The organism is Streptomyces sp. 1222.5 (assembly GCF_900105245.1).
GTDB lineage: Bacteria > Actinomycetota > Actinomycetes > Streptomycetales > Streptomycetaceae > Streptomyces > Streptomyces albidocamelliae.
In genome coordinates, this window is record NZ_FNSZ01000001.1 from 1,796,963 (window position 1) to 1,821,925 (window position 24,963).

A 24,963-nucleotide genomic window follows, 5' to 3' on the forward strand; every position below is an offset into this window, starting at 1 on the left:
CGACCACGAGAGCCGGACGTGACCTGACTGCTCGACGGGCGCGGAGATCTCACGCCGGTTGCCCTGTCCGGCTCCGCCCACGTCCCGTCGTCCTCCAGCCCCGCTCTCGCCAGCAGCACCGACAGCGCTGCGGGCTTCACCTTCTGCACCGACCTCACCTGGCCGAGCCCCAGTTCTTCACGGGCTGACCGGCCGGTCGTGCAAGGCATCCGTCGCCTCCGGCAGCAGGGTCACCTCGACCCGGTACGAGAACTCCGGATCCTCGGGATCCTCGTACGGTTCCTTGTCGATCTCGGCCAGCGCCGCCACGGCTGACTCCGGCTGACTGAAGTAGAACCACAGACGGTCTCCTGGGCTCATACGGTTGCGCCGGCTGAGCCAGAGGTCGAGTTCGGGTTCTTCATGGGCAAGTCGGCGGATGGTCCCCTTGGTCGATGGTTCGCCGTCCAGGGTGTCCTTGTTCGGGTTGAGGATGTAGATCCAGTCCTCCACGGCTTCCCCCATCACCTGTGTCGCTGCGCTCCGCGCGTAGCGAGCTGGAGCTGCCCCTGCCGGTCCATGGTGTCAGCCCACAGAGCCGTTCGCAGACGAACCATCGACCTCCGGCTGCGGGATCAACGTCTTCCGGCATCATGGCGGCATGACAGGTGGGGTGGACGTGAGCACGGCGGCATTTCGGTTCGACCGGACGGCCGTAGCGGAGAGGGAGTCTGCTGCCGAGGTGGAGCGCAAGCGGGTTCTGTCCCAGTTCCCGCTGGAGGGATGGAAGACGCTACCGCTCGAGCGCTATGCCCTCGGGCAGTCGGCTCCCGCCGGATCGGAACCGACGTACTGCCGCCTGCTCGAGTTCCTCACTCCGGACCTGGGCAGCATCAAGGGCGGCAGCGCCGCGAAGCACATCATGTTCCTCCACAACTCGGGCGAGTGGCGCCTGGCGGCTCCGCTACGGAAGGCTGAGCCGCGAGATGCGTGGGAGGAGCTTCGGGGGCAGTTCGTCGCAGCCTTCGACGCGGTCGCCGCTGGGGACTTCGAAGCCGTGGACGAACTCTCCGCGCTGCGGTTCGGTCCGGCGCTGGTGACCAAGTCGCTGGCCGTCTACTTCCCCGAACACTTCCTGCCCGTCTACTCCACCGAACACCTGCGGCGGTTCCTGATCCTGCTCGGCGGCACGGCGGAAGCCGATGCGCCTGCCTGGCGCAGCAATCGCAGGCTCCTCGAACTCATCCGGTCGCGCACCGAGTTCGAGGGCTGGAGCAGGCACGAAGTGATGACGTTCCTCTACCAGGACTTCGACCCACGTCCCCGGCAACGCACGATCTGGAAAATCGCTCCTGGCGAGCGCGGGCGGCTCTGGGGCGAGTGCCGCGACGGCGACTTCATCTGCGTGGGCTGGGACGAACTGGGTGACCTGGGCCAGTACCGGAGCGACACAGAACTCAAGGACGCCCTTGACAGGGGATATCCCGGCGGCAGCGGCGGCAGTCTGAACACGGCACGCCGCCTCCTCGCCTTCCGGGATCTGGAGCCGGGCGACCGGATCGTCGCCAACCGCGGGCTCGACGAGATCCTGGCCACCGGCACTGTCACCGCGAGCTACCAGTTCCTTCCGGATCGACCGGAGTACCAGCACATCGTCCCGGTGAAGTGGGACCTATCCCACGCACAGAGACTGCCCAAGCCCCAGCGCGGTTGGCGGTCCACCTTCGCCAGGGTCGACCCGGCCACCTTCGCCAGGTTCACCATGCGGCCATCCGGCATCGCTCGGGACGCCCGTCCGGTGGTGTCGAGCACGCCCGTCGACCTGCCCGACGACGTGCAGGCGGTCATGAACGCCCTCGATCGCAAGGGCCAGGTCATCCTGCACGGACCGCCCGGCACCGGCAAGACGCGGCTCGCCCTCGGTGCCGCGCTCGCCCTGGCCGGCCGCGCGGACGTACTCGACGGTTCGGAGCCGGAGCGACGTACTCGGGCGCAGGCCGAGGTGCTGAGCGGTGACCGGGTCCGGCTGGTCACCTTCCATCCCTCGTACGGATACGAGGACTTCGTCGAAGGCTTCAAGCCCGACCTCGACGCAAAGAGTTCCGGGCTCACCCTCGCCCTCGCGGACGGCTTGTTCCACTCGCTCTGCAAACGCGCCGCCGGCCATCCCGACCAGACCTTCCTCCTGATCATCGACGAGATCAACCGGGGCGACCTGCCGAGGATCTTCGGTGAGCTGATCACGCTCCTCGAACTCGACAAACGGAACCTGTCTGTCGACCTGCCGGTCAGCAAGCGCAGCTTCTCCGTGCCGCCGAACGTCCGGATCATCGGCACGATGAACACGGCCGACCGGAGCATCAGCCATCTGGACGCCGCGGTACGCCGCCGCTTCGCCTTCCTGTCCGTGGGTCCCGACCCGGACGCCGTGTCGGGAACGGTCGGCCCGCTCGACCTGGCGGCCTTCTTCGAGTCTCTCAACAGCCGCATCGCCCACCACCTGGACGCCGACCACCAGATCGGGCACGCCTACCTGATGCGCGACGGAGAGCCGATCGCCACCGAGGAGGACCTGGCGGCCGCCTTCCACCACGAGGTGGTGCCCCTCCTGGAGGACTACTGTCTCGGCCGCGCGGACCTGCTCCACCGCGTCCTCGGTGTCCTGGTCGACCAGGACACCGGGCGGCCCGTGCTCATGTCTCCTCAGGACCTCGCCGATGCGCTGGCCACCGAATTCACCAGCGACACGACGGGCCCTGATGCCTGACCGCCGCCCAGAGGTCCGGCTCGGCGAGTACGAGTCCGCCGAGCTGGCCTCCGACCAGCTCACCGCCCGTGATCTCGACCGGCTCTACGCCCTGCAGGCACGAGGCTGTCTGACCCTGACCACAGCCCGAGCGGGTTGGCGGCTCAAGGCCGACGCCACCGTCGGCGTAGTGACCCTGGACCGGGTACGGCTGGTCATCAAACCGAAGTTCGCGATCCCGGGCGAGCAGCTCATGGCGTGGCTCGCCTACGCGCTCCACACCACCGTCCCGACGGCGGCCAGGCGCTGGTCCAGCTCCCCTGACGGCTACGCCGACCTCGTGGCCTCGGCCCTGCTGGAGGAGTGCGAGAAGCTCCTGCGGGAGGGATTGCGTCGGGACTACGTGCGCCGTCAGAGCCTCCAGCCGGTACTGCGCGGGCGCCTGGACGTCGCCGCGCAGGTCACCCGCCGCTTCGGGCAACTGGACCAACTGCATGTCCGCGCCTTCGACAGAGAGGCCGACATCGGGGACAACCGCATACTCGGGACGGCGTTGAAGGCAGCGCTCAGCCTGTCGACCGACGCCGGACTGGCCCGCCGCCTGCACGACGTCGCCGACGCGTTCCCGCACTCCGGCACGCCAGCCGCCGCGTTGCGCGTCCTCGAGCGCACCCAGTACACGCGCCTCAACGCCCGCTATCGGGCTGCCCACACGTGGGCCCGCTTGCTGTTGCACGGCGGAGGCCCGAACGACCTGCTGACCGACCACGACTCTACGGCAGGCGGCCTCCTACTGACCATGCCCGCCCTCTGGGAAGCCGTCGTCCGGCGGCTCGCCACCGAGGCAGTCGCCCCGCAGGGCGGACGCCCCGTCCCCAGCAACGGAAAGACCGGCATCACCGTCCGCGGCGACCTCGGCAGCGCCTCGACGTTCCGCCCCGACATGCTGCTCAGCCTGCCCGGCCCCGGCACGCACCAGCACGCCCTGCTGCCCGTCGACGCCAAGTACAAGCGCTACGACCGCCACGGCGTGAGCGCGGGCGACATCCACCAGCTCCTCACCTACAGCGCCGGCTACACCCCGGTCAACGCGCCGCGTGCAGTCATCGTCCATCCCCAGCCGGGAGGATACGCCCAACGCACCCTTCAGGTCGGGAGTCCTCAACGCGGTCTGGGCGTCATCCACGTGCTCGGCATCGACACACACGCCCCACCGGAGCAGGCGGGCGCGTGGATGCGCACCGCGCTGCCATGAGGTGGCCGCAGCGGACGGCTCGGCCAGAACCCATGCCGGACCGGGACCGGCTCACAGCGGCGGCTTGCTGCCCGGCACCCAGTCGAAGCCGAAGCCGTATGCCTTGTCGATGAGCAGCTGGTTCGGCAGCCACGGCTGGGCCGTGAACCAGCGGACCTCGCGTCGGAGTTCGAGTGTGTCCTGCCCCGGGGTCAGCAGCGCTATGGCGCATGCGGTGACGCCGGCCGGGGAGTCGTCGAGGTGGATGCGCCAGGTGCCGCTAGGTGCGCTGACGGTGACGACGCCTCCGAGTGTCCGGAAGTCCGCCGCGCCCTCGTAGATGTACACATAGACGAGGAGTTTGGTGAACTCGCGGCGGTGCTCGAGGCTGATACGAAGAGTTTCCCCGTCGGAGGTCTCGCCGGTCCGGTCGTCCTGGTCGATGCTGACGTAGGGCCAGGCGTCGAGACTCCCCCACTCCTCACCGAGGGGCTGTACAGCGGCGCCCATTCCGTCGCGGGTGAGGACCATGCAGCCCAGATCGAGGTCGGCCTCCGAGGCGACCGACCAATTGAGGTTCACCTGAAGGATGCCCCGGCCCGCGATCTGAGCGCGCGGCGTCTGCTTGGTGAGGTCCACGGTGCGCATCCGCGATTCCCGCGGGCGTCGCTCCGCGGGCTCAGGTTGGACGGGCGCCGCTCCTCGGCCCAGCTGGATGACCCCTCGCTGCCTTGTGTCACCGCTCATCGCAGCCCTCCCCTTACATCACCGATCGATATCGATCGTTCTCAACACGCCGGATCGACCGTGTGATTCTCACCTATTGTTGCGTCAGCAGTGAAGAAGGTGTGAACATTGTAGGCACCATGTTTGTTGACACGCAGGCGTGAGCGTCAAGGCACTGCCGCGCCGACGGTCACATGGATCTGCACAGATGGCCCGGTATCACCGGGCAGGGGTAGGGAATGTTCGCGGGGACTCAAATCGACAGCGGGGTGGCGGCACGTCACCTCGACGACATGGCGCAGGAACCGTTGCTCGCGCCGCGCGCCGACGAACTGCGCGCGCTGGCCAAGGCACTGGACTCCAACGACGCGGAGGCCCTCGACCCGTGGGCCGACCTCGATCTGATGGGGCATTTCGCACGGCCCGAGAGCATCGCCGAGACCTCGGAGGAGAGCCGCCGCACTCGGTTCAACTCCCTGCTCGACGTGGTTCTCGGCGCCCTGGTCTTCCTGCCCCTGCTCTTCACGTGGTTCGGACTCTGGCAGGCCTCGAGCGCGTACGGAGCACTCACCGGTGACGACCCCAAGGCGGCCGGCCGGCCCTTTCTGCAGCTGTGGCAGTCCGGGTTCGACGGACACCTGGGCGACGTGTTCCGGTTCGGGCACGTCGCTGTGACGGGCTGCGTTGCGCTGGGGATGCTGTTCGTCCTCACGGCGGTCCACGGCTACCGTCGCACCGCCGCCGAACGAGGCGAGGAGCAGGCGCGCCACCGCACCCAGGCAGTCCTCGCACGCCTCACCCCGGTCCTGACAGGCGCTCAGCTCTGCCTCAATCGGCATCGTGTCGCTTCCCCTCAGCGCTTCGCGGCGGAGCTCAACTCGGCGGCCGGACGACTCCAGCGCATGCACTCCAAGGCCATCGCCACGCAGGAGGAACTCACTCGCGCCGCGGAACTCGTCGGCGAGGCCATGGACAAGGCAGAGCAGCGCCTCTCCCAGGCCGAGGCGTACGTGCGGCCGATCGAGCAAGTGGTCAAGCAGATCGAGGAAACCGTCCGGAACAGTGGAACGGCCCTTCAGACCGCCGTCCAGGATCTCGCCGACCCGGTGACACAGGCGGGACGGCAGCTGGCCGACGCGGTCAGCGGTCAGACCGGCGTGCTCGACAAGGCGCTGGAAGACCTGCGAGCGGCCGGCGACGCAATGCGCGACGTGCTATCTCGTGCCGCAGACCGACTGGAGTCGGCAGTGGGCGACAACGGCGACCGTGTCCGCGGCGCGCTGTCCGACGCGGCCCAGCAGGTCGAGGACTCCCTGACCGTACTGGCGGCCTCGCAGCGCGGGTTCACCACGGGCATCGAGGTCGTCTCCGACGTCAACGGCCGACTGCTCGACGACCTCGGCGCAGTAGCCGAGCGCTCCAGCGAGGCCGCAGAGTCGTCACGCGAGGCCCTGCTCGGCATCGAGGCCCGCAGCCGTGCCCTGCACGATGCCGCCGACCGCTTCGCGAGCGTCACCGACGCCTTGGCGCGGGCGCTCAGCGAGACGGAAACCGCGCGAGCCGACGTGGCTTCGGCACGAGCGGACGCGGAGGCGGCACGAGCCGACGCCGAGGCAGCGCGACTCGGAGCCGAGGCGGCCCAGCGGCGCGCCGCGGATGAACTGCGGCGCGCGGAGGAGGAGCTGCGGCAGGCGAAGGAGCTGCAGGCCGGGATCGGATCGGCACGGTGAGCCCTCGCAAGCCGAGCTTCAGGTTCAACCCTCTGCACCTTGCCGGGTGGCTCTTCGCCGACATGCTGCTCGTCCTTGCTCTGGTGTCCATGGGCGACCGAGGGGATCCGCTGGCGGCGGCCCAAGCCGCCGCGCATCCCTCCCCGTCGGCCGACGGCAAGCCGTCGCCCAAGCCGAGCCCGAGACCGACGGGGCCGCGTTCCGTGGAGCGCAAGCCGGTCAAGCTCCATGTGGCGGCGCTGCCGGGTGACACCTCGCGGATGGTGAAGGAGCTGCGCGCTGCCACCGCCCGGTACAAGGCACGCGACGCGGCCTTCGTGCTGACCTTCGGACAGGCCCACGAACCCACTGATGGTCAGGCATACGCCCGCGACATCAACAAGTCCCTGCACAAGGCGCGCCCGCACATGTTCAGCGACGCCACGACACGGGACTTCTGGAACGGCGGCGCTTCCGGCGCGGCCGACCTGGAGATCTACTTCTACACCCGGTGACGGCCAAGCCGTCTTCAGGCCGTTTTCTTGAGCTCAGGAGAGTCCATGCAGATCCTTCCCTTCTACATGGTGTGTGACGAGTCCGGTTCCATGGCCGGAGGTGGCGTGGACGCCATCAACTCGGCGCTGCCCGACCTGCACCAGGAGATCAGCACCAACCCGAGCGTCGCGGACAAGACCCGCTTCGCGCTGATCGGATTCTCCACGCAGGCCTCCGTGCTTCAGCCGCTCGCCGACCTGAGCGAGCTGACGCAACTGCCGTCCCTGACGGCCGGCGGAGTCACCTCTTTCGGAGCCGCCTTCCGCCTGCTGAAGAACACCATCGAGAGGGACGTCGCGGAGCTGAAGGCCGAAGGCCACGACGTCTACAGGCCGGTGGTCTTCTTCCTCTCCGACGGCATCCCCACGGACGAGGGCTGGCGTACCGACCTCAAGGAACTCAATTCGTTCCGCTATGCGCCGAAGATCATCGCGTTCGGGATCAGTGACGCCGAACCAGCCACCATCACGGAGGTGGCCAACTTCAAGGCGTTCATCCAGCAGGATGAATCGATCTCCCCTGCCATGGCAATCAGGGAGTTCGCTTCGAGCCTTACCCGCTCCATTGTGAGTTCTGCGACCAGCATGGCCGCCCAGGGCGGTGAGGGCTTCGAGCTCCAGGTCGAGGAGCAGATCACCGGTTTCTCGAAGCTCTCCCTGGACAAGCTGTGAGCGGCCCGGTGAGTTTCGAGAAGTCGGGCGACGCAGGGCAGGTCGCTTGGAACGTGGACCAACCCGCCGCCGGCAACGTCGTTGACGCCCACTATGCGACGCTGCCGCCCGAGATGGTCGCGGACGAGGCGATCTCCCGGTCGCAGGCGAACGAGTCGCCGGCACCGCAGGCCCATGCCCCGGAACGCCCTGTGGCGACCCAGGAGGCCGGGGCCGGCATACTGCGCGGAGTACCCGATCACATCGGTCACCGTCCTCCCAGCTATCCGCCGCATCCCTTGTCACGCCCCTCCGTCCGGGACGGGGACGCGTTCGCAGCAGTCACCCCCGCTGTCCTTCTGGATGGCGCCCGCGTGGGAGCTATCACCGTGCGGGCCACATCGGTGCGTGGGGACTCCCACAACTGGGAGGGAACCTGTCGCCAGGACGCCATTACTATCACGCGGATCGGTCCCCCGGACGCCGAGATGCTTCTCCTGGCGGTGGCTGATGGGGTCGGCTCAGCCCGCTATTCACATATCGGGTCGCATCGCGTCACACGTCTCACGGCTGAGTACCTGGACCACGAGGCCGAAGGCATCTATGCGGCGCTGTGCGCGCAGAACGAGACCGAACTCTGCGGACTGGCCAACAAGGCCATCACGGGGGTGGCTCACGAACTGCGAGCCGGTTGGCAGCAAGAGGCCTACCGGAAAAAGCGCGTGCATGTTGACGCCGACTACGCGACAACCCTGCACGTTCTGCTCGTCCCCACGGACCCTCGCGTCCGTGAACGCGCCCTGTTCAGCGTGGGCGACGGTGGGCTCTTCGTCCTGGCAGAGGGCCGCTGGCACCACGTGAATCCCATGGATGACGGCGCCATTCTCGACACCCGAACCGAGGCGCTTCCCCATGCCTACAGCAGCGTGAAGGCTGCCCTGGTGCCCACCCTGCCGGGCGAGGTTCTCCTCCTCGGCACCGACGGCATCACCAACCCCCTGACACAGAAGGACCCGGGGTTCGCCGACCATCTCGCTGACGCCTGGGGCGGCCCTGAAATTCCCTCGCTGTCCGACTTCCTTTGGCAGGCGCAGACACGGGCCAAGTCCTACGACGACGACCGCACCGTCATCTGCGTGTGGGAGGACGGAGCATGAGCGCGGAAGACGGTGCGGACATCGCCCGCGCGTCACTCGCTCTACGGGACCGGGTCGGCAGCGGCGGCCAGGGTGATGTGCACGCTCTGGCCGACGGGCCGCTGCTCTTCAAGGAGTACAAGAACCCGTCCAAGGTCAACGGTGGCGCCCTCGCAGACTTGGTCGCGTTCCGGCAGAGCCTGGGCCGGTCCGACCGCAGCCGCCTCGACTCCCTTGCCGCCTGGCCGCTGTGCCGGGTGGTCGAGGGAAATCGAGTGCTCGGCTTCCTGATGCGACGTGCCCCGTCCGACATGACGTGGTGCACCGCTGCGGGATCCACGAAGCTGCTCGAACTGCAGTATCTGATCAGGCAACCCAAGGTGGCGTGGCAGGAGGTGGTCCAGCCCACACCGGAGCAGCGCAAAGCGCTGGCCCTGGACTGTGCTGAGGCCATCGGTTGGTTCCACGGCGCCGGGCTCGTGATCGGGGACATCTCTCAGGCCAACGTCCTGTGGTCACTCACGCCGGAAACCGCCGTCCACTTCCTGGACTGCGACGGCTTTCGACGGGTGGGACGTGCACCCGTGCAGGCCCAGGCCGGGACTCCCGACTGGAACGACCCGCTGGTGCCGTCAACTGAAGCATCGGTGGACACGGACGCGTACAAGACCGCTCTCGTGGTCGGGCGCATCCTCGCCCAGGAGCCGTATGTCACGCCCGGACAGGAGTTGAAGCTCGTCACCGGCTGCCTGAATGACCGCCAGGATGACGCGGTGCGCCGGCTCTTCTCGCAGGCGGCCGGTGAGCGCGGTACCCGCCCCAGGCCGAGCGAATGGCAGACCGCGTTGAGTGACCGCGGCATGATCAAGCTGACCGCGGCCACCCCCAGGCCCCGGCCCGTCATCGACCACACTGTCCTGGACGGGGCGCGGGTCCGCACCTCGATCAGTCTGCGCGCACCAAGGCAGTAGTGAGACGTCCGGCGCTTCTCCAGCGCCGGACGACGAAAGGTGTCGGGTGGGCGGCCTAACCTTTCACCCGAGCCGGCTGTTGAGGGGAGCGATCAGCATGGACGATGACGAGAAGCGATACCCGGAGTTCCGGCTTCGGCTGCCGAACGGTGGGTACGCCCGCGGGCGTGTGCTGTCCGAGAAAGGCATGAACGGCAGCGCGAAGTTCCTCATCCTGTCCGGATCGCCGGTGCGCAAGGAGACACTGCCCGGTACAGGGCAGTATGCGACGGCGCAGCGAGAGGCGCTGGTCGCCGACGGCGCGATTCACGAGTCGCAGCGGTGGCCCGGGTATTTGGAGACCACGCGGGACATCGAATGCAATTCCCCGTCAGCAGCGGCGTCCGTCGTCGCCGGGCGAGGCTCGGACGCCCTGTCCGAATGGCGTACGGTGGAGGGCTTCCCCCTCGTCGACTATCTCGGCCGCTCCTGGCGCCTCCCGCGCAAGGCCTGGTTGGTGCGTGGTTCCAACGTGTCGGGTCGCGATCTCGTGAAGCGGTTGTGGGTGCCCGAGGGGTGGGTGACGCTCGCCGCGACGCACCTGCCTCCCGTCGCCGAGGACGAACCGACGAAGAGTGTCCTGCGCCGGTATGTCCAGGAGGGTTATGACGCCACCGCCTCGTACAGCCAGAAGCAGGCCATGGCCGATGAACTGCACTACTTCCTCACCCAGATGCGTACGGGTGACACGCTGTGCACCATCTCCGACGGACGACTCTATGTCGGGGAGATCCTGGGCAGGGCAGAGCAGACGGAGTCCGAGGGCGCACTGTCCAACCTGCGGCGGAAGGCCGAGTGGCGGCCTGTCGGCATCCCTTATGACGAACTGCCCGAGGCACTTCAGCAGAAGCTGTCCGCGCAACATGACGTCGTGGATCTCACGTCAGTACTCTCCCTCATCGAGGGGCTCGGACGCACCGACGAGGAATTGGTGAAGGAAGCCGAAGCCGTGAAGCGGGATCCGACCGAGGAGATCCCCGCGATCATCGCTCGCCGTGAGCCCGAGCTACCCTCTCCCACCGACAAACTGGCCGAAGAGCTGCTCGTGCACCAAACGGACTGGCTGCACGAGGTACGGGACTTGCTCGCGGACGAACGGCAGTTGGTGTTCTACGGCCCGCCCGGCACCGGAAAGACCTACCTCGCATTGAAGCTCGCCGAGTTCCTCGGCGGCGGACCCGAGCAGGTCAAGCTTGTGCAGTTCCATCCGTCGTACGCCTACGAGGACTTCTTCGAGGGATTCCGGCCCCAGGAAGACTCGCAGACGAGGGAGGTCGCCTTCCGGCTCACCGCCGGACCGTTGCGCGAACTGGCCGACCTCGCCTCCCGCGAGGGCAACCGGCACATCCCGCACTTCCTGATCATCGACGAGATCAACCGGGCCAACCTGGCGAAGGTCTTCGGCGAGCTGTACTTCCTGCTGGAGTACAGGAACAAGTCGGTCCGGCTGACGTACTCCGGTGACGACTTCGCGCTGCCGCCGAACCTGTTCGTGATCGGCACCATGAACACGGCGGACAGGTCCATCGCGCTCGTCGACGCGGCCATGCGGCGCCGGTTCGCTTTCGTGGAGCTGTCGCCCCGCACCGAGCCGACGAGGGGGTTGCTGCGCCGGTGGCTGGCCAGGGAAGGCAAGGAAGCCGAGCCCGCCGATCTCCTCGACGCGCTCAACTCACGTGTCGACGAACCGGACTTCCGGATCGGGCCCTCGTACCTGATGAAGAAGGGCGTCTACCGGGACGGTGGTCTGGAGCGGACCTGGCGGACCAAGATCCTGCCGCTCCTGGAGGAGCACCACTACGGCGAGGGCGTTGACGTCGAGAAGCGTTACGGACTGGCCGCGCTGCGGGAGTCGCTCGGGTGACAGCGGTCGTCGAGCTCGTCGAGCACGCCCCCGCGGTCAGTCTCGCTCTGCCGGACGCGGTCGGCCGCGCGCTGGCCGCCAGTGCCATCCTCGACGCGGCCCCCGACCCGTACACAACGGGGCGCTGGTCGTTGCGGGCCGGAAGCAAGGTGGGCGCGGTTGCCGTCGAAGTGCCGGGCGTCGACCAGCCGGTCACTGTGCGGATCACGCCCAAGACCCCCATCACTCGGCTATTCTTCCTCCTCGGCTACAGCCTCGACCCGAAGGGCGCTTGGCGCGACACGGAGGTCGAGGTCACCGAGTACCGTGATCTGCTGCCCGCGCTGGCCGACACCGTTGAGCGGCAGGTGGACCGGGCGGTGCGCCAGGGGCTGTTGCAGGGGTACCGGGTCACGGAGGATTCCGCCCTCGTCGTCCGTGGCCGGATCCGCGAAGCCGAGCAGATCCGGCGTCGCTTCGGAGCCACCCTGCCGGTGGAGGTGACGTACGACGAGTACACCGCGGACATCGCGGAGAACCGTCTTCTGCGGGCCGCTGTCGACCGCCTGCTGCGGCTGCCCGGCGTACCGCGCGACGTACGCCGCAGGCTGCTGCACCAACGCGGGCGGCTGGCCGAGGTGACAGTCGTCGTGCGTGGACAGCCTCTCCCCGAATGGCGGCCCACGCGCCTCAACTCCCGCTACCACACCGCTCTACGCCTTGCACGTGTCGTCCTGGAGAACGCCTCGGCGGAACACACTCACGGCGGCCTCCGTATCAACGGGTTCATGTTCGACATGAACAAACTCTTCGAGGACTTCGTGACGATCGCGCTGCGTGAAGCCTTGCGCGGCTCGGGGCGGACGTCGCGTCTTCAGGATGCGCACCACCTCGACGAGGCCGCAGCGGTCCGGATGCGTCCCGACTTCGTGCTCTACGGAACGGACGGGGCGCCGGCCGCCGTCGTGGATGCCAAGTACAAGACGGAGAAGCGGGGCGGCTTCCCCGAAACCGACCTGTACCAGATGCTCGCCTACTGCACAGCACTCGGGCTGCGGGAGGGCCACCTCGTGTACGCGAAGGGCAACGAGTCCCACGCCGTGCACCGGGTGCGACACGCCGGCATCCACATCCACCAGCACGCACTCGACCTGGACCAGCAACCCGCCGGGCTGCTGGCTGACATCGCCGCCGTGGCCCGGCAAATGGCTCCCGACCTGCGCGTATGATCGACGTGGAGGGGTCCGTTCAGGGGTGGGAGGGCGTCACGTGCCACAGCTAGCGTTCGCCAGCAGTTTCTGGGAGAGCTACGACGTGCTGGAGAAGCCCGTCAAAGCAGGCGTGCGCAAGGCCATGGAGAAGTTCCAGCGGCTGACCGTGGCCGAGTTGCACGCGGACAAGGGGCTGCACCTGGAGTCCGTCGACAAGGCGCGTGATCCGCGGATGCGCACCATACGCATCAACGACTTCTGGCGGGGCGTCGTGCTGGCTCCGGACGACGGCAGCGATGTCTTCCTCCTGGTGAACGTCGTGCCGCACGACGACGCCTACACCTGGGCTGCCAAGCGGCTTTACACCACGAACTCCGCCACCCGGGCCCTTGAAGTGCGCAACGTCGTCGCCATCGAGCAGCTCACACCGGCCCTGGAGAAGGCGGCCGCCGCAGCCGACTCCCTGCTGTTCGCCAAGTACTCGGACAGGGTGCTGCGCGAACTGGGCATCGACGACCAGGTGTTGCGTGCGGTGCGGACCATCGTCGACAAACCTCAGCTCCAGGCCTTCGATACGCTCCTGCCGGAGGACCAGTGCGAGGTGCTTCAGTACCTCGCGGAAGGGTTCAGCCCCGACGAAGTGTACCGAGACGTGGTGGCCGTGCGCCGGCCCGTCGACGCGGGGCCCGACCCGGACGAGAGCCTGGCCGTGGTCATCGCCAACACCGCCAGCCGTATCACCCTGGTGACCGGGCCGGAGGAACTCGCGGACATCCTGGAGAAGCCGTTCGCGGCCTGGCGCGTCTTCCTGCACCCGTCCCAACTGCGGGTCGCCTACCGCGTCTCGTACGGCGGGCCGGTACAGGTGACCGGTGGCCCGGGCACCGGCAAGACGGTTGCGGCCCTCCACCGCGTCAAGCATCTGCTCACCCGCTCGGCCGACGCGCGGGTACTGCTGACCACCTACACCAATGCCCTCGCCGCCTCGCTGCGCGAGAACCTGTCCATGCTGCTGGACGGGGACCCCTCGCTCCTCGACCGGGTCGACGTGACGACGGTCAACGCGTACGCGCACAGCGTGGTGACCCGTAGCGACGGCAAGGCCGTCTCCCCTGTCAACGACCGTGACGAACGGCTGCTGTGGCAACGGGTGGTGAAGCAGCTCGGGCTGCCTTGGACGGAGCAGTTCCTGGCGCAGGAGTACCGGCACGTGATCCTCGCCCAGGACCTGCGCAGCCTCGACGCATACCGCGCCGCCTCCCGGCGTGGTCGTGGCAGCGCGCTGTCGCCCACTCGGCGCGAGCAACTGTGGGTGGGCGTCCAGCTGTTCGAGTCCCTGCTCCAGGAGCGAAAGGCCACCACACACCTCAAGGTGTGCGCGCGTGCAGCCGATCTCCTGGCGGCCACGGCACCGACGCACGACCACGTCGTGATCGACGAGGCACAGGACCTGCATCCCACGCAGTGGCGGGTGCTCCGCCGCGCGGTGGCATCCGGCAGCGACGACCTGTTCATCACGGGCGACCCGCACCAGCGAATCTACGACTCCAGGGTCTCGCTCGGCTCGCTGGGTATAGCGGTCACCGGCCGTTCGCATCGGCTGCGCATCAATTACCGGAGCACAGAGGAGATCTTGGCCTGGGCGACGCACATACTCACCCCCGTCACCGTGGAAGATCTCGGTGGGGAGGGCAACGACACTCTGTCCGGATACCGCTCGCTTCTGCACGGCCGCAGGCCGCATGTGAACGGATACGGCTCGGAGCAAGCCGAGGTGGCGTCGCTCGTCGAACGCGTTCAGGACTGGATCGCCAAGGGCATCCGGCCCTCCGAAATCGGCGTCTGCGCACGCTTCAACGTGCTCCTGGACAAGGCCTACGACAAACTGGGCGCGGCCGGTGTCCCAGTGGTCAAGGTCAAGGACAACCCCGGGCCGGACGTCGACGGCGTGCGGCTCGCCACCATGCACGCCATGAAGGGGCTGGAGTTCCGGTGCGTGGCCGTCCTCGGGGCGACGGCGAGTGCGGTGCCCTTCACACGTGAGGTCACACCTGCCTCCGTGGACGCGCTGCAGCACGACTCGGACCTGTTGCGCGAACGGTGCCTGCTCTTCGTGGCGTGCACGCGGGCGCGGGAGGCGCTGGCGGTGTCGTGGAGCGGAGCGGCCAGTCCGTTCGTGCCTCTGGAGGGCTGACTCGGATTTCGGAGTAAACGTTTAGCCGCTACTCCATCGGTGCCAGTGCTCCGTTTCCCAGACCGTCCCGCGCCAGTGCGGAGGTCTGCTTGCTCAACTCGGACACGCGCCGAGTCAGTTCTTCGAATTCCTGCAGTGCGCGGAATGCGGCCCCGTACCGGCGCTGTTCGGCGATGTCCATCTGCGGAATCCGGGCGCCCTTGCCGTCGAGCCGGAACGTGCCGCTGGCACTCGTGGACCTGCGGGTGTTCGCCGAACTCCGCAGGAATCCCCGGAGGAAGTCGGTGTCGAGCTGGTCGCTGACCGAGACCGGTTCCGGATCGCCGTACTGGACCAGTCCGGCGCGAGCAAGGTCGGCGACGCTGACGGACGGCCCGTCCAGTGCACTGGCGCCGGCGCCCTGGGTCAGCGCGGGCAAAAGCTCCGCCAGCAACCGCACTTGATGGGCCAGCTCCTGTTTCAGGGCCTGGTACTCCACCGCGTAGTCGCGGTGCGACTCGGCGACGCGCCGCCCTGGGGTGAGGTCCACGGCGTCGTCGAGCAACTCGATCAGAGACACCTCCGCCACTTGGTCGGGTTGCGCCTCCAGTGAGCCGTCCGGATCGTTCGCCGTCAGATCGACCATACGGACACTGGTGACGGCATCGCCGAGGGAACGAGGTCTGCGCAGCTGCCAGAGGTGCACGGGGAGCGCATGTGATGCCGCGACGCCTGGTGGCAGAGCAGTGATCTGCGTGAGGATCCCGCGCCGTACGAGTTCGGCGCGGATGCGGCGGCCTGCTTTTCGGTAGGCGACCGAGGCAGGCATGACCATGATGACGCGACCGCCGGGTGCCGTGTGTGCATAGGCATGCTGCAGCCAAGCAAGCTCGCTCTCGGCCCGTGAGGGTGTTCCGAACTCCCAACGTGAGTCCAGAAGCAGGTCTTCACGACCCCAATCGGTGTCGCTCACCGGTGGATCGCTGACGACGAGAGCGGCCTTCAGCTCCGGCCACCGGTCATGGCGCAGCGAGTCTCCGGTGACGATGTCCGCGTCCGCACGGTCCGTGAGGGCAGCTCGTAGTTGAGCGAAGCGCGCACTACGGGGGTCCGATTCCTGGCCGCATCTTCTGGGTCCGTGCGCGGGTCCGACCGCGAGCAGCAGCGTGCCGATACCGCAGGCCGGGTCGAAGACGGTGTCCTCGGGCGCCAACCCTCCGGCGAAGTGCCGCACGGCGCGGACGATGCGTGGGGAGGTGACCTGATCCGATCCGGCTCGACGGACGGAGTCGGTGAAACGTTCCGCGAGAGCGTTCACGACCTCGCTCGCCGAACCGCTGTCGGCCAGGGCCCGTGCCAGGCGTCCGGCGTCCTTCGGCAGCGCCGCGGACATCTCGCCCGGGGCGTCGGCGAGCAGTTGCGCCACATCCGCGAGACCGCCGATCATGTCGTCACCGTAAGCTGCTCGCAGGGTCTGCCAGAGTTGGACTTCTTGCGTGACGTCCTGCCCCTTGCGCTGCCGGTCCAGCCAGGCCTGCACCTCGACGAGGTCGAAGAGCGGGCTGTTCACCCCTCCGCCGGCGGGGGCGGGGAAGTCGTCGTACCGCCTTCTCCAGTTGGAGACCGCGGCACGGGTCACGCCGGCGGTCCGGGCGATCTCGGAACTGGTGACCAGGGACCCGGCCGGTGCCGCGGGTTTGTCTGCCATGGCCGCAACCGTACACAGCGATTTGCCTGACAGACAACGATGTGTGTCGTTGACAAGGTCAACACACACTCATTGCTTGACTGGATTTACATAGTGTGACGGACATGGACCGGGCGGCTGCCCCCGCTCGCCCGGCGACCCCTCACCCCTTCTGCTCCACCCGCACCCAGTCCACCTCCGCCTGCACTCCCCCGCCCGCGATGCGGTCCACGCTCGACTGGGGCAGCCCCCAATAAGGACTGGTCACCTTGTTCCAGCCCGCCGGGTACGCCCCGCCCAGGGCCAGGTTCAGGATCACGTACTGGTCGTGGTCGTAGACCCACTGGCCGCGGGTCGATTCGAGGACGTTGCGGGTGGTCTCCTGGACCAGGCGGTCGTCGACGGCGAAGCGCATCGCCGTCGGGGTCCATTCGACGGCGTAGGTGTGCCACTGGTCCGCGGTGCCGCCGGCCGGGTAGGTCTGGCGGGCGCCGATGTTGCCGTCCGCCGAGTAGCCGGGGCCGTGCAGGGCCGAGCTGGTCCAGTCGCCGTAGCCGATGTTCTCCATGATGTCGGTCTCGCCGGACGCCGGCCAGGAGACGGAGGGGTCGTCGACGTCGCTGCCCAGCAGCCAGAAGGCGGGCCAGAAACCGTCGCCCACCGGGAGTTTCATACGGGCGCTCACCTTGCCGTAGGTGAAGTCGAAGTGGGTGTTCGTGTCGATGCGGCCCGAGGTGAGGTCGTAGGTGCCGCCACCCGCCTTCGTGCAGCCCTTGCAGTACTTCGCGTGCAGGAGCAACGCGCCGTTCGCCACACGGACGTTGTCCGTCGAGTCGACGTACGCCTGCGATTCGCCGTTCACCGGGCCCATCTCCGTGCCGGTGCGGACGACCCGCCACTTCGCGCGGTCGAGGCCCGCTCCCGTGAAGTCGTCGAAGAACGTGGTGCGGTACGTGCCCGGCCGGTCCCCCGGCAGCGACGGGTAGGCCGCCGTCGCGCTGCCTCCTGTGCCCCAGACCTCGAACTCGTAGAGGGAGTAGCCGAACTGGGCGGTGGCGGGCGCCGGGTTGTAGAAGGAGCGGCGCTCCTTGCCGAGCATGCGGACGTACCGGCCGGTCACCGGTGAGGGGAGGCGGACGGTGTCGTGCAGGCCGGCCGCCTCGGACGGGGACGTCACGTTCGCCCGGCGGGCGGCGACGTCCGCCGCCGACGGCTCGTGGACCGTGCGCCAGGTGCGGTTGTCGTCGGAGACCTGGAGGAGGTAGTCGACGGCGTAGGCCGCCTCCCAGTACAGGTCCACCGTGTCGATCGTCGACGGTGCCCCGAGGTCGACGGAGACCCAGCGGTCCGCGTTCCAGTCGCTCGACCAGCGGCTCGCGTCGCCCTTCAGGTCGGCGGGCCGGCCGCCGTCCGTCACGAACGCCGGTGAGTTGCCCGCGTGCTGGTAGTGGTCGGAGTACGCGGGGTGGTTCAGGGCCAGGTTGGTGCGGGTCGCCGAGGCCGGGGCCGGTTCACCGCCGTAGACCTTGAAGTTCCAGAGGGAGTAGCCGTACGGCGTGGCCCGTTCCAGGCCGCGCAGGCGGACGTAGCGGCCGGTGACCTCCTGCGGGTAGGTGTGCGCGGTGACCGAGCCGCCGGTGCCCGCGGTCTCGGTGTAGAAGGGCGTCCAGTCGGTGCCGTTCTTCGAGGCCTCCAGGACGTAGCGCTTGCCGTAGGCGGCCTCCCAGTCCAGGACGACCCGGTCGACACGGATCACCGAGCCGAGGTCGACGCGGATCCAGGCGTTGTCGGCGAAGTCGCTGGAGAAGCGGGTGGAGCCGTTTCCGTCGAAGGCGAGGCCGGGGGCGGTGCCGGCGTTCTCGCTGCCGGACGCGGTGACGGCGGCCGGGTTCACGGCGTAGGCGGCGGCCGCGCGGTCGGTGTCCCAGACGGCTGCCGGGGCGGCGTGGGCCGGTGCGGCCAGCAGGGGGCCGGAGGTCAGCAGGGCCGCGGTGGACAGGGCGGCGGCGACCAGGGTGCGCGGGATACGGGATGGCATGCGGCTCTCCTCAGTGGGGTGGGGATGCGTTCGTCGCACATTGGCGCGTGCATGACAGTCCATGGGTCGTTCGGGCGCGATCGGGTCCGGAACCGGTGGGCGCGGGCTCACGCACCCGCGCCCACCGGTCGTCCGGGCCGGACTCAGGCGGCCCGGCGTGCCTGCCCCCGGTGCACACGGACGATGTCCGCGTACCGGTGGCCGCTCCCCTTGATCGTGCGGACCTGGGTGCGGTAGTCGACGTGGACCAGGCCGAAGCGCTTGTCGTAGCCGTAGGCCCACTCGAAGTTGTCCAGCAGCGACCAGGCGAAGTAGCCGGCGAGCGGGGCACCCCGGCGGACGGCCGAGGCGCAGGCGGCGAGGTGGCGCTCCAGGTAGTCCTGGCGTTCCGGGTCGTCGACGCTGCCGTCGGGACGGACCACGTCCGGGTAGGCGGAGCCGTTCTCGGTGACGTAGATCTTCCGGGCGCCGTACTCCTCGGTGAGCCGGACCAGCAGTGTCTCGATGCCGGACGCGTCGATCTCCCAGTCCATGCCGGTGCGTGCGACGCCCTCACGACGGACGGAACGGACGTACGGCGCCGGGCCGTCGGGGTCGTCGGCGACGTACGCCGGGAAGTAGTAGTTCAGGCCCAGCCAGTCCAGTGGTGCCGCGATGGTCTCCAGGTCGCCCGCCCGTTCGGGGAGTTCGACGCCGTACACCTCGCGCATGTCGGCGGGGAAGCCGCGGCCGTGCACCGGGTCGAGCCACCAGCGGTTGACGTGGCCGTCGTGCCGGCGGGCGGCCGCCAGGTCCTCCGGGCGGTCGGTGGCCGCGTGGACGGTGGAGAGGTTGTTGACGATGCCGACCTGTGCGCCGGGGACGGCGGCGCGGATCGCCTGGGTGGCGAGGCCGTGGCCGAGGAGCAGGTGGTAGGAGGTGTGTACGGCGGCGGTCAGATCGGTCCAGCCGGGGGCCATCTTGCCCTCCAGGTGGCCGATCCAGGAAGAGCAGGAGGGCTCGTTGAGGGTCGCCCAGAGTTTGACGCGGTCGCCGAGGCGGGCGGCGACGGCCGAGGCGTACTCGGCGAAGGCGAGGGCCGTGTCCCGTTCGGGCCAGCCGCCGCGGTCCTGGAGCACCTGCGGCAGGTCCCAGTGGTAGAGGGTGACGGACGGGGTGATGTCCGCCTCCAGCAGGGCGTCCACCAGTTCGTCGTAGAAGGCGAGCCCCGCGCGGTTCACCGGACCCGTCCCGCCGGGGACCACACGCGGCCAGGCCACCGACAACCGGTAGGCGTTGACGCCGAGTCGCCGCATCAGGCCGATGTCCTCGCGCCAGCGGTGGTAGTGGTCGCAGGCGACGTCGCCGTTGTCGTCGTTCGCGATCTTCCCGGGCGTGTGGGAGAAGGTGTCCCAGATCGAGGGCGTGCGGCCGTCCTCGGCGACGGCTCCCTCGATCTGGTACGCCGCTGTCGCCGTGCCCCACAGGAAGTCGTGCGGGAAGGCGGCGAGGTCGATGGGTTCGGACACGGAAGTCCCTTCGGGATCAGGGGTGGTGTTCACTTGACGGCGCCCGCCGTCAGACCGGCGACGAGATAGCGCTGCAGGAGCAGGAACCCCGCGACCACGGGCACGCTCACGACGAGCGAGGCGGCCATGATCTGGTTCCAGTAGACGTCGTTGAGGGTGGAGTAGCCCTGGAGGCCGACGGCGAGTGTGCGGGTGGTGTCGTTGGTCATGACGGACGCGAAGAGCACCTCTCCCCACGCGGTCATGAAGGCGTAGACGGCGACCGCGACGATGCCGGGGATCGCGGCCGGCACGACGATCCTGAAGAGCGCCTTGAGCGGGCCGCAGCCGTCCACCAGGGCCGCCTCGTCCAGGTCGCGCGGCACCGAGTCGAAGTACCCGATGAGCATCCAGATCGAGAACGGCAGGGAGAAGGTGAGGTACGTCAGGATCAGCCCGCCGCGCGAGCCGAACAGGGCGATGCCGGTGGCGTTGCCGATGTTGACGTAGATGAGGAACAGAGGGAGCAGGAAGAGGATGCCGGGGAACATCTGCGTCGACAGCACGGTGACCGTGAAGACGCGCTTGCCGCGGAAGTCGTAGCGGCTGACGGCGTAGGCCGCGAACACGGCGATGACGACGGAGCAGACGGTCGCCGCGCCGGCCACGATCAGCGAGTTCGCGAAGTACTTGGCGAGCGGGACCGTCGACCAGATGTCGATGTACGGCCGGATCGTCACCTCGCTGGGCAGCCAGCGGAACTTCCCCGTGACGTCCGCGAGCGGCTTCAGCGAGCTGGAGACCATCACGTACACCGGGATCAGCACGAACCCGGAGAGCAGGACGAGGAAGATCCGCCGGGACCACACGAACGAACGTGGTGGTGCCATCGGGGAGTTGGCGCTAGACATCGGCGGCCCTCCGTCCGCGCGAGGTGAACAGCAGGTACACGCCGGTCACGACCAGCAGGAAGAGCAGCAGCAGGACCGACATGGCGGAACCGGTGCCGAAGTTCCAGGTGACGAAGGAGGCCTGGTAGATGTGGACCGAGATGAGGTCGGCGGCCTCCGGGGCGGCCTTGCCGAACAGGACGTACGGGGTGTTGAAGTCGTTGAAGGTCCACAGGAACAGCACGAGGACCAGCACCTGGTTGACCGGGCGCAGCGACGGCAGGGTGATACGGCGGATCTGCTGCCACATCCCGGCGCCGTCCAGGGCCGCGGCCTCGTACAGCTCCCGGGGGATGTTCTGCAGTCCCGCCATCACGATGAGGAAGGCGAACGGCCAGCCCTTCCACACCGACACGGTCAGCAGGGCGTAGAAGCTGTTGTCGCCGATCAGCCAGAAGGACGGCTGGTCGGTGAGGTGCAGCTGGTCGTGCAGGACGTGGTTCACCAGACCGTTGTCGTGCTGGAACATGAACACCCAGGTGATGACGGCCGCGTAGACCGGCAGGGCGTACGGCACCAGGAACAGGGCCCGCAGCAGACCGCGGCCGCGGAAGGTGTCCTGCATGTAGACGGCCGCCGCCGTACCGATCAGCCAGCACAGGCCGACCGACAGCAGGGTGAAGCCGACGGTGACGAAGAAGGAGTGCAGCAGGGCCTCGCCGACCGGGGCGTCGAAGTCCACGGACACCTTGTAGTTGCCGAGGCCCGACCAGGGCGCGGTGCCCCAGTCGCGGATGTAGAACTGGGTGAGCTCCTTGAAGCTCATCACGATGCCGATGACCATCGGCACCAGGTGGACCAGGAGTTCGAGCAGCAGGGCGGGCAGGAGCAGCAGATACGGCAGGGAGATCCGGCGGATCCGCCCGGTGCGGCGGCGGGGTTCGCGCGCCGCACCGGGGGACGTCTTCCGCACCGGCTCCTGCAGAGCGGTGGTGGTCATGGTCGTGCTCACGCCTTCGGCATCTGCTGCTGGGCCTTCTCCAGCTTCGCCTTGACGGAGTCGGTGGTGACCGCCCGTCCGGCGGCGACGTCGGCGAACAGCTCCTTGACGGCCGTACCGACCGCCGTCTCGAACTGCGACTCGGACGCGACCTGCGGGAGGGCCGCGGCGCTGGTGGCGAGGGTCTGCTTGAGCACCGCGGTGGCCGGGGTGTTGAACGCCGCGTCGCTCTGGGCGGCCTTGACCGGCGGGATGGACGTGTAGGCCGTGTTGAGGGTCTTCTGTTCCTCGTCGCTGGTCATGAACTTCACGAATTTCGTGGCGCCGTCGAGGTTGTGGCTGTTCTTGAAGACGGCGATGTTGATGCCCGCGACCATGGAGTTGGTCTGGGCGCCGGTGCCGGGGGTGCCGGACCGCACGGGCACGGGGGCGATGCCGTAGTCGTCCTCGCTCATGCCCTGGGACTTGAGGTTGGCGGCCGCGGACTGCCAGAGCAGCATGGCCTGCTTGCCCTTGGCGAAGTCGCTGACGGACTGGTTCTGGGCGTACTCGGCGTCGCCGGTCGGGATGGCCTTGTCCTTGGCCATCAGGTCGACGTACTGCTTGACCGCGTCGACCACCTTGGGGTCGGTGAAGTCCGGTTTGCCGTCGGCGGTGAAGAAGTCGGCGCCGTGCTGCTTGGCGAAGACGAAGACGTGGTGGATGTTCTCCGACAGGTTGGAGCCCTCGGCGCCGAGCACCGACTTGCCCTCGGCCTTGATCTTCTTGCCGTCGGCGATCAGCTCGTCCCAGGTGGCGGGCGGCTTGGCGATGCCGGCGTCGGCGAAGATCTTCTTGTTGTAGTAGAGCGCGTACGCCATCGAGTAGAGCGGGACCGCGGCCGGGTCCTTGCCCTCGGCGCCGGTGGAGCCCAGCGCGGAGTCGACGAAGCGGTCCCTGCCGCCGATCTTGCCGAAGTTCTTCGCGTCCCAGGGCAGCAGCGCGCCGGTCGCCTGGAGCGAGGCGCTCCAGGTGTTGCCGATGTTCAGCACGTCCGGGCCCTGGCCGGAGGTGGTCGCCGTGAGGATGCGGTTCAGCAGGTCGGACCAGGGCACGACCTCCAGCTTCACCTTGATGCCGGTCTGCTTCTCGAACTTGTCGAGTTCGGGCTGGAGGACCTTCTTGTCCACGGCGATGCTGGCGCCCTGGTTGGAGGCCCAGTACGTCAGCGTCTTAGGCGAGTCGTCGGACCCGCCACCGCTGGACGAACCGCCTCCGCAGGCCGTGGCCGCGAGGGCGAGAGACATGGTCACGGCGCCTACGGCCGCGGCTCGGATGCTGCGCATGGCTCCTGGTGTCCCTTTCCGGGAGTCGAGAACCCCGAGGGGCGCTTTCGGGGAGCCGACACCCCGTTCGGCCCACGAAGCCCCCTCATGGCTTAATTTAGGACGTGAGTTAAACCTCAAGAGAAACGCACGTCAAGGGATCCGGCAGCGCCAGACGGTCCAACGGGCCGGAAAATCACGGACATTTGGGAGGCCAGGTGGCAGGGCTGAGCGGTCGCACGGTGCGTGACCTGCGGCGGGAGAGCCGGAGCACCGTTCTGCAACGGTTGTATGTCGACGGGCCGATGAGCCGGCACGCGCTGGGCCCGGCGACCGGTCTGAGTTCGGGCTCTGTCAGCAACGTGGTCGCCGAACTGCTCGCCGACGGCCTGGTGGAGGAGGCCGGACTGATCGGCGCGGACGTCGGCAGGCCGCGCCGGCTGCTGCGGGTACGGCGGGACAGCGGGCACCTGATCGGGGTGGACGTCGGCGAGACCCGGGTGCGGGTCGAGCTGTTCGACCTCGGCATGAGAGAACTCGCGCGGGCCGAAAGGCCGTTGGGGCCCCGCGGGTACGAGGTCGACGCCGTCGTCGGCCATGTCGCGGACGGCATCGGCGAGGTCCTGCGCGTCTCCGGCCTCGCCCCCGGCGAGCTGCTGGGTGTCGGCATCGGCGTGCCCGGCATCATCGAGGACGACGGTGCGGACGGAGCGGTCGTCCACGGGCAGACGATCGGCTGGGACGCGGTGCCGCTGGAACTCCTGCTCCGTCGGACGGGCCGGCTCCCCGTGCAGGTCCCGTACTTCGTCGACAACGGCGCCAAGGCGCTGGGGCAGGCGGAGATGTGGTTCGGCGCGGGGCGCGGGGCGCGCAACGCGGTGGTGGTGCTGTTCGGTTCGGGGGTCGGCGCGTGTGTCGTCGCCGAGGAGGCCGAGCAGGGGCGGGCGGTGGAGTGGGGGCATCTGACCGTGCGGGTCGGCGGGCGCCGGTGCCGGTGCGGGGCGCGCGGCTGTCTGGAGGCGTACGCGGGCGCGGAGGCGCTGGTGGCGCGCTGGCGGGAGGCGGGCGGACGGCCGTCCGCCGGTGCCGGTGAGGAGCGGGCGCTGACCGAAATGCTGGCCGCCGCCCGCCCCGCCGACGGCCGGGAGCCGGATCCGGTGGCCGCGGCCGTACTCGCCGAGACCGCCGCGTACCTCGGCGCCGGCCTGTCCGACCTGATCAACCTCTTCCAGCCGGAACGGGTCCTGATCGGCGGCTGGGCGGGCCTCCAGCTGGGCGGCGGCTTCCTGGACGAGGTCCGGGGGCACGCCCTCGCGCACGCCCTGCGCTTTCCCGCGAGCCGGGTGGGCATCGACCTGGGCCGCCTCGGCCCGGACGCGGTCACCGTCGGCGCGGCGGTCCTCCCCCTCGCCGCGTTCTTCACCCGTGGCGGCAGACACCCGCGACCGTCCGGCGGCACGGTGCCGTCGCCGGCCTGGCGGGCGGCCCTGGACGGGAGGCTGGCCTGACCCGGGGCTCTCGGGTCTCACGGGTGAGGCCCGGGAGCGGTCACCGGAACTCCCGGCGCGGACGGCCGCGGTACCGC

At 68.8% G+C, this 24,963-nt stretch carries 19 protein-coding genes; 11 read left to right on the forward strand and 8 right to left on the reverse strand.

The window, feature by feature from the left end; translation table 11 throughout:
* Positions 1–177 precede the first annotated feature (177 nt).
* The gene (locus tag BLW57_RS42195) at positions 178–492 is read right to left on the reverse strand and encodes an EVE domain-containing protein (RefSeq protein ID WP_256339422.1); all 315 of its coding nucleotides are present in this window, start codon (positions 490–492) and stop codon (positions 178–180) included.
* Between the two features lie 148 nt (positions 493–640).
* On the opposite strand from BLW57_RS42195, the gene BLW57_RS08090 reads away from it, so the two are divergent.
* Both BLW57_RS08090 and BLW57_RS08095 read left to right on the forward strand, forming a co-directional pair.
* A complete protein-coding gene (locus BLW57_RS08090) occupies positions 641–2,746 on the forward strand; it encodes an AAA family ATPase (protein ID WP_093473255.1) in 2,106 nt (701 codons plus the stop codon).
* A complete protein-coding gene (locus tag BLW57_RS08095) occupies positions 2,739–3,980 on the forward strand; it encodes an McrC family protein (protein ID WP_093473257.1) in 1,242 nt (413 codons plus the stop codon). Before BLW57_RS08090 ends, BLW57_RS08095 begins: the two co-directional genes overlap by 8 nt.
* A gap of 51 nt (positions 3,981–4,031) precedes the next feature.
* Here BLW57_RS08095 and BLW57_RS08100 read toward each other — a convergent pair whose 3' ends face one another.
* On the reverse strand, positions 4,032–4,607 hold the full coding sequence (locus BLW57_RS08100; protein WP_256339423.1) for a tellurium resistance protein: 576 nt from the start codon (positions 4,605–4,607) through the stop codon (positions 4,032–4,034).
* A 347-nt stretch (positions 4,608–4,954) separates the two neighbouring features.
* Between BLW57_RS08100 and BLW57_RS08105 the strand changes: the two genes are divergently transcribed.
* From BLW57_RS08105 to BLW57_RS08140, 8 genes are all read left to right on the forward strand, one after another.
* The gene (locus tag BLW57_RS08105; RefSeq protein ID WP_256339424.1) at positions 4,955–6,415 is read left to right on the forward strand and encodes a coiled-coil domain-containing protein; all 1,461 of its coding nucleotides are present in this window, start codon (positions 4,955–4,957) and stop codon (positions 6,413–6,415) included.
* Positions 6,412–6,909 (forward strand): hypothetical protein, encoded by a 498-nt coding sequence (locus tag BLW57_RS08110; protein ID WP_093473260.1) that lies wholly within the window; start codon positions 6,412–6,414, stop codon positions 6,907–6,909. Before BLW57_RS08105 ends, BLW57_RS08110 begins: the two co-directional genes overlap by 4 nt.
* A 45-nt stretch (positions 6,910–6,954) precedes the next feature.
* A complete protein-coding gene (locus BLW57_RS08115) occupies positions 6,955–7,620 on the forward strand; it encodes a vWA domain-containing protein (RefSeq protein WP_093473262.1) in 666 nt (221 codons plus the stop codon).
* Positions 7,621–7,628: 8 nt separating this feature from the next.
* Positions 7,629–8,756 carry a protein phosphatase 2C domain-containing protein gene (locus BLW57_RS08120; protein WP_256339425.1) on the forward strand — a complete coding sequence of 376 codons (1,128 nt, stop codon included), beginning with the start codon at positions 7,629–7,631 and terminating at the stop codon, positions 8,754–8,756.
* 77 nt (positions 8,757–8,833) lie between these two features.
* On the forward strand, positions 8,834–9,706 hold the full coding sequence (locus BLW57_RS08125) for a hypothetical protein (protein ID WP_256339426.1): 873 nt from the start codon (positions 8,834–8,836) through the stop codon (positions 9,704–9,706).
* A 97-nt stretch (positions 9,707–9,803) separates the two neighbouring features.
* Positions 9,804–11,609 carry a DUF4357 domain-containing protein gene (locus BLW57_RS08130; protein ID WP_093473266.1) on the forward strand — a complete coding sequence of 602 codons (1,806 nt, stop codon included), beginning with the start codon at positions 9,804–9,806 and terminating at the stop codon, positions 11,607–11,609.
* Positions 11,606–12,817: an McrC family protein gene (locus BLW57_RS08135; RefSeq protein ID WP_093473268.1), complete on the forward strand. Its 1,212-nt coding sequence runs from the start codon at positions 11,606–11,608 to the stop codon at positions 12,815–12,817. The genes BLW57_RS08130 and BLW57_RS08135 overlap by 4 nt, the downstream gene beginning before the upstream one ends.
* 40 nt (positions 12,818–12,857) lie before the next feature.
* Complete coding sequence (locus BLW57_RS08140) at positions 12,858–14,993, forward strand: UvrD-helicase domain-containing protein (protein ID WP_093473270.1); 2,136 nt, start codon at positions 12,858–12,860, stop codon at positions 14,991–14,993.
* A 28-nt stretch (positions 14,994–15,021) separates the two neighbouring features.
* Here the strand turns inward: BLW57_RS08140 and BLW57_RS08145 are convergent, their stop codons facing one another.
* The 6 genes from BLW57_RS08145 to BLW57_RS08170 form a co-directional block, all read right to left on the reverse strand.
* On the reverse strand, positions 15,022–16,680 hold the full coding sequence (locus BLW57_RS08145; RefSeq protein ID WP_093473272.1) for an N-6 DNA methylase: 1,659 nt from the start codon (positions 16,678–16,680) through the stop codon (positions 15,022–15,024).
* A gap of 142 nt (positions 16,681–16,822) precedes the next feature.
* Positions 16,823–18,697, reverse strand: a complete 1,875-nt coding sequence (locus BLW57_RS08150; protein ID WP_093473274.1) for a discoidin domain-containing protein — start codon at positions 18,695–18,697, stop codon at positions 16,823–16,825.
* Positions 18,698–18,840: 143 nt separating this feature from the next.
* Positions 18,841–20,205 carry a GH1 family beta-glucosidase gene (locus tag BLW57_RS08155; protein WP_093473276.1) on the reverse strand — a complete coding sequence of 455 codons (1,365 nt, stop codon included), beginning with the start codon at positions 20,203–20,205 and terminating at the stop codon, positions 18,841–18,843.
* A 29-nt stretch (positions 20,206–20,234) separates the two neighbouring features.
* Positions 20,235–21,074 carry a carbohydrate ABC transporter permease gene (locus tag BLW57_RS08160; protein WP_093473278.1) on the reverse strand — a complete coding sequence of 280 codons (840 nt, stop codon included), beginning with the start codon at positions 21,072–21,074 and terminating at the stop codon, positions 20,235–20,237.
* A 13-nt stretch (positions 21,075–21,087) separates the two neighbouring features.
* Positions 21,088–22,074, reverse strand: coding sequence for a carbohydrate ABC transporter permease (locus tag BLW57_RS08165; RefSeq protein WP_093480590.1), 987 nt, complete (start codon positions 22,072–22,074; stop codon positions 21,088–21,090).
* 8 nt (positions 22,075–22,082) lie between these two features.
* Positions 22,083–23,399: an ABC transporter substrate-binding protein gene (locus tag BLW57_RS08170; RefSeq protein ID WP_093473280.1), complete on the reverse strand. Its 1,317-nt coding sequence runs from the start codon at positions 23,397–23,399 to the stop codon at positions 22,083–22,085.
* A 197-nt stretch (positions 23,400–23,596) separates the two neighbouring features.
* Between BLW57_RS08170 and BLW57_RS08175 the strand changes: the two genes are divergently transcribed.
* Entirely contained in the window at positions 23,597–24,886 is a 1,290-nt protein-coding gene (locus BLW57_RS08175) for an ROK family transcriptional regulator (RefSeq protein ID WP_093473282.1), read from the forward strand.
* Positions 24,887–24,963 lie beyond the last annotated feature (77 nt).

Bases quoted from the DNA above. Each gene is read 5' to 3' on its own strand.
- BLW57_RS08115 (WP_093473262.1), top strand. From the start codon at position 6,955: ATGCAGATCCTTCCCTTCTACATGGTGTGTGACGAGTCCGGTTCCATG.
- BLW57_RS08095 (WP_093473257.1), top strand. From the start codon at position 2,739: ATGCCTGACCGCCGCCCAGAGGTCCGGCTCGGCGAGTACGAGTCCGCC.
- BLW57_RS08130 (WP_093473266.1), top strand. From the start codon at position 9,804: ATGGACGATGACGAGAAGCGATACCCGGAGTTCCGGCTTCGGCTGCCG.
- BLW57_RS08160 (WP_093473278.1), bottom strand. From the start codon at position 21,074: ATGGCACCACCACGTTCGTTCGTGTGGTCCCGGCGGATCTTCCTCGTC.
- BLW57_RS08170 (WP_093473280.1), bottom strand. From the start codon at position 23,399: ATGCGCAGCATCCGAGCCGCGGCCGTAGGCGCCGTGACCATGTCTCTC.
- BLW57_RS08165 (WP_093480590.1), bottom strand. From the start codon at position 22,074: ATGACCACCACCGCTCTGCAGGAGCCGGTGCGGAAGACGTCCCCCGGT.
- BLW57_RS08090 (WP_093473255.1), top strand. From the start codon at position 641: ATGACAGGTGGGGTGGACGTGAGCACGGCGGCATTTCGGTTCGACCGG.
- BLW57_RS08150 (WP_093473274.1), bottom strand. From the start codon at position 18,697: ATGCCATCCCGTATCCCGCGCACCCTGGTCGCCGCCGCCCTGTCCACC.
- BLW57_RS08145 (WP_093473272.1), bottom strand. From the start codon at position 16,680: ATGGCAGACAAACCCGCGGCACCGGCCGGGTCCCTGGTCACCAGTTCC.
- BLW57_RS08100 (WP_256339423.1), bottom strand. From the start codon at position 4,607: ATGCGCACCGTGGACCTCACCAAGCAGACGCCGCGCGCTCAGATCGCG.